Source organism: Actinomadura sp. 6N118 (assembly GCF_044326415.1).
Lineage (GTDB): Bacteria > Actinomycetota > Actinomycetes > Streptosporangiales > Streptosporangiaceae > Spirillospora.
Genome location: NZ_JBIRAZ010000008.1, coordinates 176,968 through 189,476 on the forward strand (window position 1 = coordinate 176,968; position 12,509 = coordinate 189,476).

12 protein-coding genes are annotated in these 12,509 nt (G+C 67.9%); 7 read left to right on the forward strand and 5 right to left on the reverse strand.

Going from position 1 to position 12,509, the window contains the following annotated elements; all coding sequences use genetic code 11:
• Window positions 1–16: 16 nt before the first annotated feature.
• Window positions 17–388 (reverse strand): phage holin family protein, encoded by a 372-nt coding sequence (locus ACH34W_RS22255; RefSeq protein ID WP_395962886.1) that lies wholly within the window; start codon window positions 386–388, stop codon window positions 17–19.
• A gap of 99 nt (window positions 389–487) precedes the next feature.
• Complete coding sequence (locus tag ACH34W_RS22260; protein WP_395962887.1) at window positions 488–979, reverse strand: hypothetical protein; 492 nt, start codon at window positions 977–979, stop codon at window positions 488–490.
• A 213-nt stretch (window positions 980–1,192) separates the two neighbouring features.
• Here ACH34W_RS22260 and ACH34W_RS22265 point away from each other — a divergent pair, with 213 nt between their 5' ends.
• From ACH34W_RS22265 to ACH34W_RS22280, 4 genes are all read left to right on the forward strand, one after another.
• Window positions 1,193–1,870: an HAD family hydrolase gene (locus ACH34W_RS22265; RefSeq protein WP_395962888.1), complete on the forward strand. Its 678-nt coding sequence runs from the start codon at window positions 1,193–1,195 to the stop codon at window positions 1,868–1,870.
• A gap of 62 nt (window positions 1,871–1,932) precedes the next feature.
• Entirely contained in the window at window positions 1,933–3,927 is a 1,995-nt protein-coding gene (recQ, locus tag ACH34W_RS22270; protein WP_395962889.1) for a DNA helicase RecQ, read from the forward strand.
• 381 nt (window positions 3,928–4,308) lie between these two features.
• Complete coding sequence (locus tag ACH34W_RS22275) at window positions 4,309–5,175, forward strand: NAD(P)H-binding protein (RefSeq protein ID WP_395962890.1); 867 nt, start codon at window positions 4,309–4,311, stop codon at window positions 5,173–5,175.
• Between the two features lie 319 nt (window positions 5,176–5,494).
• The gene (locus ACH34W_RS22280) at window positions 5,495–6,064 is read left to right on the forward strand and encodes a hypothetical protein (RefSeq protein ID WP_395962891.1); all 570 of its coding nucleotides are present in this window, start codon (window positions 5,495–5,497) and stop codon (window positions 6,062–6,064) included.
• A 51-nt stretch (window positions 6,065–6,115) separates the two neighbouring features.
• Here the strand turns inward: ACH34W_RS22280 and ACH34W_RS22285 are convergent, their stop codons facing one another.
• Entirely contained in the window at window positions 6,116–6,670 is a 555-nt protein-coding gene (locus tag ACH34W_RS22285; RefSeq protein ID WP_395962892.1) for an SMI1/KNR4 family protein, read from the reverse strand.
• A gap of 274 nt (window positions 6,671–6,944) precedes the next feature.
• Between ACH34W_RS22285 and ACH34W_RS22290 the strand changes: the two genes are divergently transcribed.
• Window positions 6,945–7,661: a hypothetical protein gene (locus ACH34W_RS22290; RefSeq protein WP_395962893.1), complete on the forward strand. Its 717-nt coding sequence runs from the start codon at window positions 6,945–6,947 to the stop codon at window positions 7,659–7,661.
• Between the two features lie 391 nt (window positions 7,662–8,052).
• Here the strand turns inward: ACH34W_RS22290 and ACH34W_RS22295 are convergent, their stop codons facing one another.
• Together ACH34W_RS22295 and ACH34W_RS22300 are read right to left on the reverse strand one after the other, a co-directional pair.
• The gene (locus tag ACH34W_RS22295) at window positions 8,053–8,202 is read right to left on the reverse strand and encodes a hypothetical protein (protein ID WP_395962894.1); all 150 of its coding nucleotides are present in this window, start codon (window positions 8,200–8,202) and stop codon (window positions 8,053–8,055) included.
• An 80-nt stretch (window positions 8,203–8,282) separates the two neighbouring features.
• Window positions 8,283–8,828, reverse strand: coding sequence for a carboxymuconolactone decarboxylase family protein (locus ACH34W_RS22300; protein ID WP_395962895.1), 546 nt, complete (start codon window positions 8,826–8,828; stop codon window positions 8,283–8,285).
• A gap of 112 nt (window positions 8,829–8,940) precedes the next feature.
• Between ACH34W_RS22300 and ACH34W_RS22305 the strand changes: the two genes are divergently transcribed.
• Entirely contained in the window at window positions 8,941–9,744 is an 804-nt protein-coding gene (locus ACH34W_RS22305; RefSeq protein WP_395962896.1) for a helix-turn-helix domain-containing protein, read from the forward strand.
• Between the two features lie 521 nt (window positions 9,745–10,265).
• The gene (locus ACH34W_RS22310; RefSeq protein WP_395962897.1) at window positions 10,266–12,491 is read left to right on the forward strand and encodes an MMPL family transporter; all 2,226 of its coding nucleotides are present in this window, start codon (window positions 10,266–10,268) and stop codon (window positions 12,489–12,491) included.
• Window positions 12,492–12,509 lie beyond the last annotated feature (18 nt).

The window sequence follows — 12,509 nt, forward strand, 5'->3', positions numbered from 1 at the left end:
CCTGCGGTGATCGGGTTCAGTCGTCGTTCAGCAGCAGGTTGAGGATCCAGCCGACGACGCCCACCACGATCGCGCCCCAGAACGCGGGCCAGAAGCCGTTCACGTGGAAGGGGAGTTCGAGGCGTTCGGCCAGGTTGCTTGCGAGCAACAGCAGCAGGGCGTTCACCACGAGCCCGATCAGACCCAGCGTGAGCACGTAGAACGCGCAGCCGAGGGTCTTGACGATCGGCTTGATGACGACGTTGATCAGACCGAAGATCACCGCGACGCCGACCAGGGTGGCCGCGCGCCGCAGATCGGTGTCCCCGGTGACCGCGATGCCGTCGACCAGGAGGGTGGCCACCCAGAGCGCCGCCGCGGTGATGGCTGTTTTGAGGAGTATCCGCACACCACGATCATGCGTCGGGGCCGGGCCCGGTCCCATCGCACTGGGTGACCATATCTTCCCGGCCGATCTCATCTCCGAGAACGACCGGGCGCGGCTGCGTCAGTCGGCGCGTTCGAAGAACGCGGAATTGGTGGTGACCTGGGAACGGCTGGCGGGTGCGGTGGTGGGGGCGGCAGTGGGGGCGGCGGCGGCAGGGTTCGGTGCGCGGCTGGGGCCACCTCGGCGCTGGGCAGCGGCGTCCGAACGCTGGGGACGAGGGGCGCCACCGGCCTGGCGGATGCGGGCGAGCTCTCGCTGGAGCTCGCGCTTCTCCAGCTCCAAGGTGGTCAGCGACTCCTCGTGCTCCTCGCGCAGGTAGCGGAGGTCGCGGCGGGTACGGACCATCTTGCCCATCCCGACGAACGTGAACACCAGGCCCAGAACGAAGACGACGGCCACGGCCGCGCCTGCGAAGAACACTTGCCAGACGTTCGTCACGCCAGGCACCGTCTCGCCGAAGACGACCAGCTCGGCCGAGCCGGTGTTCTCCATTGCGATGCCGACACCGAAAACAGCGGCGGCGACGGCCAAGGCCAGTCCAAGGAACACCATGGGCAGTCTCCTCTCCAGTGCTCCGGAGGCGGGGGCCGGAGCGCCACCACCATGCCAGACCTTTGCACCTTTTTGCCTTACTTGCCAGATATCTGCAGGTCAGTGGGGATTCATCCGGAAGCAGCATGGAGGTTGCGTCCGGTTTCGCCGGGGTAGTGATTGTTGCCAGGGCGCGTGACACCCGGGTACCCCGCCGCCCGTCCAGGAGGAACCATGTCCGTACAGGCCGTCGTGTTCGACCTGGATGGCGTCCTGATCGACACCGAACCGGTCTGGGAGGAGGTCCGCCGCGCCTTCGTCGCCGACCACGGCGGCCGCTGGCTTCCCGACACCCAGGACCGCCTGATGGGTATGAGCACCCTGGAGTGGGCGGACTACCTCGCCACCGACCTCGTCGAGGGCCTCACCGCCGAGGAGGTCGCGTACGAGGTGGTCGACCGGATGAGCCGGCGGTACGCCGAGAACCTCCCGCTGATGCCAGGCGCGATCGAGGCCGTGCGCAGGATGGCGGAGCAGTATCCGCTGGGCCTGAACAGCTCGTCCCCGCGCGCCCTGATCGATCTGGTGCTCGGACGGCTCGGCGTGGACAGCCTGTTCCGCGCGACCGTCTCGACCGAGGAGGTCGACCGGGGCAAACCGGAGCCCGACGGCTACCTCGCGGCCGCCGCACGTATGGACGTCCTGCCGACGGAGTGCGTGGCGATCGAGGACTCCAGCAACGGCCTGCGTTCGGCATACGCGGCGGGCATGCGGGTGATCGCCGTTCCGCACCCGCGCTATCCGCCCGACGCCGACGCCTTGGCCCTGGCCTCGTACGTGGCCGAGGACCTCAACGCCGTGACCACGGAACTCGTCGCCAAGGTCGGCGCCGCACCACGCCCTGAGCAGTGACTCAGCTTTGAACAAACCGCGATCAGCAAATCGCGGGCTTGGGATGTCATTAGGATGAACCGGTGGCATCCCCCGAGAGCGGACCCGATGTGAACGAGGCGTACGCGCTGCCTGAGGAGCCGCCGCCGGACCCCTGGTTCGATGAGGATCTCCCTCCGGACGACTTCGACTACCAGGCGCCGGAACAGGCGAGCGGGCAGGCCTCGGCGGAGCTTCCGCCCCTCGCCGGGCAGCCCCCCGGCACGGCGCTTGAGGCTCTGCAGCGCGTCTTCGGGTACGACTCGTTCCGCGACGGCCAGCAGGAGATCATCGATCACGTCGTCGACGGCAACGACGCGCTGGTACTGATGCCGACCGGCGGCGGGAAGTCGCTGTGCTACCAGATTCCCTCGCTCGTGCGTAAGGGCGTCGGGATCGTCATCTCGCCGCTCATCGCCCTCATGCAGGACCAGGTGGACGCGTTGCAGGCGCTCGGCGTCCGCGCGGGATTCCTCAACTCCACGCAGGACCTCGACGAGCGGCGCGTAGTGGAGGCGCAGTTCTCGTCGGGCGACCTCGACCTGCTCTATCTCGCTCCCGAACGGCTGCGGGTGGAGTCGACCCTTCGCCTGCTCGAACGCGGCACGATCGCGCTCTTCGCGATCGACGAGGCGCACTGCGTCTCACAATGGGGCCACGACTTCCGCCCTGACTATCTGATGCTCTCTGAGCTGCACAAGCGCTGGCCGGACATTCCGCGCATCGCCTTGACGGCGACGGCGACGCAGGAGACGCGCGCCGATATCGCCCGGCGCCTCGATCTAGAGGATGCGCGGCATTTCGTCGCGAGCTTCGACCGGCCCAACATCCAATACCGCATAGAGCCGAAGACCGACCCCAAGCGTCAACTCCTGCATCTCATCCGGAACGAGCACGATGGGGACGCAGGCATCGTTTACTGTCTGTCCCGTAACTCCGTCGAGAAGACTGCGGAATGGCTCGTGCAGAACGGCGTTGAGGCCGTTCCCTATCACGCCGGGCTTGAAGCTCGGACGCGTGCCACAAACCAATCGCGGTTCTTGCGTGAGGACGGTTTGGTGGTGGTGGCGACCATCGCGTTCGGCATGGGCATCGATAAGCCTGACGTGCGGTTTGTGGCACATCTCGACCTGCCCAAGTCGGTCGAGGGCTACTACCAGGAGACCGGCCGCGCTGGACGTGACGGCCTGCCGTCTACGGCTTGGCTGGCGTACGGGCTGCAGGACGTCGTCAACCTGCGCAAGCTCATCGACTCGTCGGAAGGCGACGACGCGCATAGGCGCCGGCTGAGCATGCACCTCGACGCCATGCTCGCGCTATGCGAGACGGTGGAGTGCCGCCGCGTACAGCTGCTCAACTACTTCGGCCAGTCTGGCGACGCTTGTGGCAACTGCGACACCTGCCTGTCGCCGCCTGAGTCGTGGGACGGGACGATTGCCGCGCAGAAGGTCCTGTCCACGGTCGTACGGCTGGACCGCGAACGGCGTCAGAAGTTCGGCGCCGGGCACATCATCGACATCCTGGTCGGCAAGAAGACCCCCAAGGTGATCCAGTTCGATCATGATGCGTTGAGCGTGTTCGGGGTGGGTGCCGACCTGCGCGACACCGAGTGGCGGGGCGTCGTCCGGCAGCTGCTGGCACAGGGCCTGCTCGCCGTCGAGCCGAACTACGGCGCCCTCGTCCTCACCGACGGCAGCAGCGCGGTTCTGCGTAAGGAACGGCAGGTCAGGCTCCGCCGTGAGCCCGAACGCGCCGCGGCGACGGCCAAGGCGGCGAAAGCAGCCAAGACCCGCAAGGCGCCGGTGGACATGCCGGCCGAGGCCAAGCCGATCTTCGAACGGCTCCGCACCTGGCGGGCCGCCACCGCCAAGGAACAGGGCGTCCCCGCGTACGTGATCTTCCACGACGCGACCCTGCGCGAGATCGCCACCCTGGGCCCGACCTCGTTGTCCGAGCTCGGCAAGGTCAGCGGCGTCGGCGAGAACAAGCTGGCCAAGTACGGCGAACAAGTCCTGGAGACTTTGGCCGCCGACGCCTGACCGGCACGGCCCGTAACCGGCACGTCCCGGCGACCGACAGGGACCGGCGTCAGCGGGTCAACCGAGATCGCGGCGCCGATGGTCACAGCAGTGCCGTGATGGTCGTAGCAGTGCCCCCGATGAGCACGACGTCGAGGCCATTAAGCGACCAGAACAGATCCATCGAGCGGCATCGAAGCACGCAATAACGCCGCCCGCCACGCACGAAAACAATCCTCTGACGACCCGCACCCAACCGCCATCCTTGCAGGTCAGATAGTAAACATGAACAACTTGTTCGTGTTTGCAAATCTGGCACAGATCGCTAAGGATGAACTATCACCAAAGAGGCCCCGAAGGGTCTATTCGGCATGCCCGCTAACGGCAGCTCAGGGAGAAGTCATGACAATCTTGGTCACCGGAGCGACGGGCAATATCGGCCGGCTTGTCGTCGAGCGCCTCGTCCGTTCCGGTGCGTCCGTACGAGCCATGACCCGTTCACCCGCCACCGCCGCGCTCCCGCCCACCACCGACATCGTCAAGGGTGACCTCCACAACCCCCGTTCGCTCACCGAGGCCTTGCGCGGCGTCGAGCGCATGTACCTCTTCCCTGTCCCAGAGACGGCCCGGCAGGTCGTCGCCGCGGCCAAGCAAGCAGGTGTGCGCCGAATCGTCGTCCTCTCCTCGGGAGCAGTGACCGGCGGCTACGACACCGACTTCCATCTGCCCGTCGAGCAGGCCGTAGAGGAGTCGGGCCTCGACTGGACCCACGTACGACCGGGCGAGTTCATGCTCAACAAGGTGTGGCTCTGGGGGCCGTCGATCCGTTCGGAACTCGTGGTCCGCGACCCCAACCCCGACGTCGCCTGGTTCCCCGTGCACGAAGCGGACATTGCCGACGTCACCGCCGCCGCGCTCCTTGAAGACGGCCACGTCGGCGTCGCGTACGACCTGAACGGCCCCGAACTGATCTCGCATCGCGACCAGGTCCGTGCCATCTCCACTGCCATCGGCCAGGAGATCCGCCTACAACAGGTCACCCCCGCCGAAGCCCGCGAGATCTACCGCAAGCAAGGCGGCTTCGCCGCCGCCAACGCCGATTTCCTGCTCGGCTTTGAGGATTATTCGGGCAACGACTCCGATCCCAGCGCCGTCAAAGACTTCCAACTCCCCAATAGCCTTCCCACGGCCGAGCCCATCACAGGCAAGCCCGCCCGCACCTTTGCCCAGTGGGCCCGCGACCACGCCGAAGCCTTCCGCCCCGCCTAGCCTCTGGCGCGCGTGGCCGCAATCATGGACCGTTCCCGATGCCCGCTTCGCAACGTCGGTAGCCGCAGCCGGGAAGCTGGCAGGAATCCAGCGATAATTGGCAGTGCCCCGACGGGTACCGCCATTCGACATATGCAATGATCGCCTTTCCCCCTGGCACAGCGATCCGTCGGCGTGCAGTCGACGGTATCCGGACGATCAACGTGGCACCCGTCGCAGGATCGCCACGATCAGGGAACCGCCTGGTCCACAGGTACGTCTGGGGTGCGATGAGGCCAATGGGGCTCGTCTCGGATACTTCCAAGTGGAGGACTTTTCAATGGTCAACCGGATCGGCGCAATCAGCGCCGTGACAGCGTTCGCAGTCGCAGGGGCAACCCTTACCGGCTGCGGAACCGCCAAGCCACAGGCGAAGAACGAGTCTGCGGGGAACAACGCGGTTGCCGTTGCGGCGACCGCCGCAACTCGCGTAAGAGTCTATGAATTCGTCACCAAGAGCAAGCAGGGGTATTTCTACACGACCAACCGCAAGGAAGCGGACCGCGCTAAGAAGATCTACAAATTCACCCCGACCAATCGCAACCTCGGATACGTCTCCACAAAGCGCTTCAAGGGCGCACTCACCATGTACCGGCTGCGCTACAAGCACCGCTCGGCCTACCTCGTGACGCTGTCCGTCAAGGAGCGCAACAAGCTCGTCGCCTCCAAGCGCTTCGTCTATGAGGGCGTCCTGGGCTACACGGCCCCGACCAAGGGCGCTGGCAAGTTCCAGCTCGTGCGTGTGTCCAAGAACAGCTGGCGCGCCGTCACCGTCGCCCAGGCCAAGGTGCTGGTGAAGCAGGGCTGGAAGCTGAACGGACCGCTTGGCTACGTCTGGGCCAGGGCCTGATCGAACGATCGGCTGGGGAGGATGTCTCCTCCCCGCCGTTCGCCATAGTGCCTATTCGGCGTCCCACCACCACTTGCCGGTAGCCCAGTGCCCGACCCATCCGGCGAAACCGCTGTGGCCGGTGGTGAATCCGAACTCGGCGCCGAATGGTTGAGCGCCTTCTCCGCAGATATTCCAGACATGCCCGCGATGCGGTCCGGTGACCACGAGGTGCCAATACATGGCGCAGCCGTCGGTGCCCAGGACGATCGTGCCGTGATCGTAAACCTGCTCGATGGCCGCCTGGATCTTCTCCGCGGGACGCGGATCGTCCTCCCACAGCCACGGCTGGGTCAGCGGAAAGGGCCTGGCGAGCACGCGCTGGTCCAGGTCCCGCCAGTCACCGGGAACCGCCGCCAGCGGCAACAGCCCGTAGTCGGGTGGTCCCTGGGCGGCCCCGTCGCAGATCTCGGCGACGAACGTCCGATACGGCTCGGGCAGGACGATCGCGTGCTCGGTCTCGAACGCGCGCACCGCGTCCCAGCCCAGCGGAGGCTCGCGCAAGTCGACGTCGAAGGCCGCGCGGAGCGCGTCCAGTTCAGCAGGGCCAGCCTGATCAACGTCCATGAGACTCTGGATACCACCTTTCCCTGACGCTCCCTGCCCAGCCGCGAAGAGGACGAGACTGGCCGCTTGGAGGCGATGCGGGCTGGCATCCGGGCTCGGCTGCGGTCAGCCGGTGGTGGCTCCGCCGGGCTACGTCCTCGGGACTCATTGCGGCGATGTGCGCTGGAGCGTTCGGGCTGGTCTTGGCGGTGACGGCGGGCCTGTCCGACAAAGCGTGAGCTGAGCAGTATCCCCCTTAGGGCTGGTCCCGGTGGGGTTCAGGGATACTTCGCGTATGCGCAGCCATGCCTTCGCCTTGCTCCCCTGCGTGCTGCTGGCCGGCTGTTCCGCGGGCGAGGCCACCGCACCGTCGGCGGCTCCTGCCACGACCGCGTCACCGGCCCCATCACCCGCCACGTCGGCGCCGGCACCCGGGACGACCGCGATTCCGACCGAACCGCTCCGGCTGACCGATGAAATGACCCGGCCTGGGACGCAACTGCGGTTCGGCGCGAAGGCGATCGTGCCCGTCCGCCACTACTACCCCCAGCTGAAGACCTACGTCGAGGGTGTACTCGGCATCGTGGTGCAGCGCATCCGGACGACCCCGGGCTCGGAGGTCCAGGGCAACTTCGGCGAAGACAGCAGGGCGGTACTGAAGCGTCACACCGCGTACCACGCCAAGATCATCATCACCAACGAGAGTGGCAATGCCTTCTCGCCGGGCACGCCCCGCTTTACCGGCGAGTTCGGCGACTTCGGTCCCACCGTCACCGTGTCCGGCGAGATGCGGCTGCCGGGCTGCCGAGAAGGGTACCCACCCGCTTCCGACGAGTTCGACCGCAAGGGCGCCGAATGGAAGACCTGCTTGCTCGCCGTGTCATCACGTTCCCGCCCCATGACGGAGGTGGGGTACGAGGACCCGCCGTACGGCAAGGAGACTCAGTTCGAACAAGACCCGTCACCGGACTTCAACAAACACTACGACCTCGGAGCGATCACCTGGTCCTAGGCACTGTCGCGGTCGACCTGTAGGGGTAGTTAACGGCGCTGGTGGCGCCGTCTTCGAAGCACCGGACCTCAAGAAGCTGCGCGCCGCCCTGCGTCCCTACGTCGAGCGGTCCGTCGGCCCGTAAGGATTCCCTCTCATTCGACCTCTACCGCGGTGCGCCAGGTGTTAGCGATCATTCAAGTTGAGGATGACGGCGCCATTGCTGGTGAGGACGTGGTTATGCGCGTGGGCCTGCCAGGGGCGTCGGCCCCGCCAGGGGCGTCGGCCCCGCCAGGGGCGTCGGCCCCGCCAGGGGCGTCGGCCCCGCCAGGGGCGTCGGCCCCGCCAGGGGCGTCGGCCCCGCCAGGGGCGTCCTGGCGGGGCCGTGGTGTGCAGGCTGGCGGGGTGGTGGTCACTCTGTCGCGATGACCTCGTTGATGGCGGAGCCAGAGGCGGTTTCGTGCAGCGCGGCGGCGCCGTCGGTGAAAAGCGGGGCGGTGTGCTCGGCGAGTGCGACGTGGTGGCGCAGGCTGGACCTATCACTCGGTGGAACGAGCGGCACGCCCCAAGATCCGCGAGGACATCGCCGCCGTGCGCACCGAGCTGCTCATCCACATCGGTCGGAACAGCCGGTGATCCCGGCTACTTCCACGCCTGCGGGCGTAGGGGCTCGTCCAGTTCGATGCGGCCGGCGAGGTTGTCGACGAGGCCAACAAGGGTCGCGAACGCGCACTCGGTGACCAGTTGCAGCAGGTCGGCCGGCTGCAACCCGGCATTGCGGGCTCGCTCTACCACCTCCTGGGGCACTGCGCCGCGCTCGAGCACCAGCGCCCTGGCGAAGGCGTAGACGGCCCCATGGACCTGCCCGCGGGGCTCGGCCCCGTCCCGCATCGCCTTGATGTCCTGCTGATCCATGCCCAGGGCGCTGAGAACCGTGGAGTGGAAGGCGACGCCGTAGGCGTTGTCGACGGCGACCCCGACGGCGACTCCCGCGATCTCCCGGTGCACCGGGTCGAAGGAGTCGCCGCCGACGGCGCGGCGCAGCCCGTCGAAGCCCGCCAGAAGCGTCGGGCTGGCCGCGATAACGGCCGCGAGGTTGGGGACGAAGCCGAGGTCGGCGGCGATCCCGTCGAGGACCGGCCGGGACGCCTCCGGCACGGAATCGGAGGTGAGGATCGAGAGGTGCATCGGAGCTCCTTGGTAACGGGTGGTGATGCACAGACCTTCTCCCGCCCCGCGCCCCGTCACGATTCCCTCGGAGGGAAGCGCCGCGGCTCGCGCGCCGCCATAGGGTCGACTCATGTCCGAGACGATGACCGAGGTCTCTTTCGGCACCCTGGTTCGCTACTGGCGCCGCGTGCGGGCGATGAGCCAGCTCGATCTCGCGTCGGCCGCGATGACCACCCCGCGCCACATGAGCTTCCTGGAGACCGGCCGCTCGAACCCGAGCCGGGAGATGGTGCTCCGCCTGGCCGGTGCGCTCGAGGTTCCGCTGCGCGACCGCAACGGCCTGCTCCTGGCGGCCGGTTTCGCTCCGCTGTTCCCGCATCGCAGCCTCGACGATCCGGCCCTCGACCGGGTCACCATGGCCATCGGGCGGATGCTGGAGCGGCACGACCCGTTCCCCGCCATCGTGCTGGACCGCGGCTGGGATCTGCTGCGCGCCAACCACGGCGCGGCGCGCCTGTTCGGCGGGCTGATGGCTCCCGACCCGATCCCCGACGGCGTCAACGTGCTGCGCCTGATCCTGGAACCGGGCCCGGTCCGGGACGGCATCGCCAACTGGGACCAGGTCGCGCCCGCACTGCTCGAACGCGCACGGCGCGAAGCGGTGGGCGGGGTGCTCGACCTGGCGACCGCCGAGCTCGTCCAGGAACTGCGGGCGCGCCCCGAGGTCGAGGCGCTCATCGCTGCGGCACCGACGATCGCGCCGCTGGTCCCGGTCATCGACGTGCACTTCCGCCTCGGCGCCGATCTCCTGCGGTTCTTCTCGGTCGTGTCCAGCATCGGCACACCCGTGGACGTCACCGCCCAGGAATTGCGCGTCGAAGCGTTCTTCCCCTCCGACGACGAGACCGCCGAACGCTGGCGAATCCAGGCCTGACCTGCACGAGAACGCGACGAATACAGCGATGCGCCGCTGGCCACCTACCACCCCACGACGAACGACCGCGCGACCTGAGAAACAACCAGCCAGGGACGATCACCGCTGCAGATCGAAGCCGTTCGCGATCACGGTCCCCCACCAAGGGACCGTGATCGCCAACGGGTGCGGCCGCCTGTCTGGAAGGACGTCAGGGCTTCGAGGGGTGAGCTGATCGGTGGGAGGCTGAGCGGCGTTGCCGGCACCATCGGCCGGCTGGAGACGGCTGCGGAGCGTGGCGGGTGCAGGCCTCATGTACTGCACACGTTGAGCGCTCGGGGCGGTTCCCGTTGAAAGTACTGCGTTTCTAGTAGCCGGGATTGTCGGCAGTCGCACGACGACAGGCCGACCTTGCCTTGACCAGCATGGACGGGTATCCGACCCAAGAAGTGGGGTTCCTTTCCGTGGCTACTTTTCTCTATCGACTGGGCCGTTGGGCGTTCCGGTGGCGCCGGTACGTCGCGTTGTTCTGGGTGGCCGTCATGGTTGCTGTCGGATGGGCGTTCCTCAAGGCGCCGGATGCCCCCGACGAGGAGTTCTCGATGCCGGGCATCGAGTCGCAGCAGGCGTTCGATCTGATCGAGCAGCGTTTCCCGGGGGCCACGGCTGACGGCGCGACCGCACGGGTGGTCTTTGTCGCCCCGGACCGGCAGAAGGTGACCGCATCGGCCCACAAGGCGGCCATCGAGCAGTCCGTGGCCGAGTTGGCCGGCGGCTCGCAGGTCGCCGACGCCACGGACCCGTTCACGGCGAAGGCGGTCAGCAGGGACGGCTCGACGGCGTACGTGACCGTCGCCTACAAGGTCAAGGCCGACGAGGTCACCGATGCCAGCCGCAAAGCCGTCGAGCAGGCCGCTGATCAGGCCCGGGATGCGGGGCTGACCGTCGAGGCCGGCGGGGATGCGCTGGACAGCGGCGGCGGTCCGGGCGGCGTGGCCGAGGCGGTCGGCATCTCGGTTGCCGCTGTGGTGCTGCTGCTCACCTTCGGTTCGCTGGCTGGGGCGGGGCTGCCGCTGCTGACCGCGATCCTGGGCGTCGGGGTGAGCTTCGCCTCGATCATGGCCCTGGCCGACGCGCTCGGCCTGTCCACCAACACCGGCACGCTGGCCATGATGCTGGGGTTGGCGGTCGGTATCGACTACGCCCTGTTCGTGGTCTCCCGCTACCGCGAGGAACGCGCCCGGGGACGAGCGCCTGATGAGGCGGCCGGGCTGGCGGTCGGCACTGCCGGTTCGGCGGTGGTGTTCGCCGGGCTGACGGTGGTGATCGCGCTGGCCGGGCTGTCGGTGGTCGGCATCCCGGTCCTGGCCAAGATGGGCCTGGCCGCCGCCGCCGCGATCATGGTCGCCGTCGTCATCGCGCTGACCATGGTCCCGGCCCTGCTGGGCTTTTGGCCCAACGCCGTCCTGTCGCGGGCCGTCCGGAAGGGGACGCGCAGAGGTGCGCGAAGGAGCGCACGGAAGGAATCGACCTACGACACCGAGCAGAGCAGTCAGGCCAGCGAGAGCAGTCAGGGCAGCGGGAACGGCCAGGAGGCCGCGACCGGCAAGGATGGCTGGGGTGTGCGGTGGGCCCGGTTCGTGCTGCGCCGTCCCGTTGCCGTGCTGCTTGTGGGCGTGGTGGGGCTGGGTGCGTTGGCGATACCGGCGACAGGTCTGCAGCTGGGCATGCCTGGGGACGAGGCCAAGCCCACCTCCAGCACCGAACGCCGCGCCTACGACGACCTGGCCAAGGCGTTCGGTCCCGGCTTCAACGGGCCGCTGACCATCGTGGTGGACGCTAAGGGCGCCGCGGATCCCAAGGCCGCGGTGAAGACCATCACCGACAGGATCGGCGCCACCGCCGGGGTCGTCGAGGCGTCGCGGGCCCAGTTCAACGACGCCGGGGACACCGCGGTGTTCTCCGCCACCCCTTCCACCAGTCCCACCGACGCCAAGACCAAGGACCTGGTCAAGACGATCCGCGGCGAACGCCCCGCGCTCGAATCACAGACCGGGGCGACCTTCGAGGTCACCGGGCTGACCGCGGTGAACATCGACATGGCCGCCAAGGTCCAGGCCGCGCTGATCCCCTACCTGGCACTGATCGTCGGACTGGCCGTGCTGCTCCTGCTGGTGGTCTTCCGGTCGCTGCTCGTGCCGATCAAGGCAGCCGCCGGGTTCCTGCTGTCGGTGCTGGCGTCGCTGGGCGCGGTCGTCACCGTCTTCCAGCACGGCCACGGCGCCGGCCTGCTGGGGGTGGAACAGACCGGGCCGATCATGAGCCTGATGCCGATCTTCCTGGTCGGCATCGTGTTCGGGCTCGCCATGGACTACGAGGTCTTCCTGGTCACACGGATGCGCGAGGCATACGTCCACGGCGAGAAGCCCGCCCAGGCGATCGTGTCCGGCTTCCGGCACAGCGCCCGGGTGGTGGTCGCCGCCGCACTGATCATGATCGCGGTCTTCGCCGGCTTCGTCGGCGAGAACGACTCCATGATCAAGATGATCGGGTTCGGGCTGGCCTCGGCCGTGCTCTTCGACGCGTTCGTCGTCCGCATGGCCATCGTGCCCGCCGTCCTGGCCCTGCTCGGCCACCGCGCCTGGTGGCTGCCCCGCTGGCTGGACCGGATACTGCCGCGCGTCGACGTGGAAGGCGAGGCCCTCAACCGCCGGCAGGAGGACACCCCGGCCGCAGTCCCGGCCGACACGGCCGAGGCGCGCGTCTGATCTCCGTTGCGGGGTCGC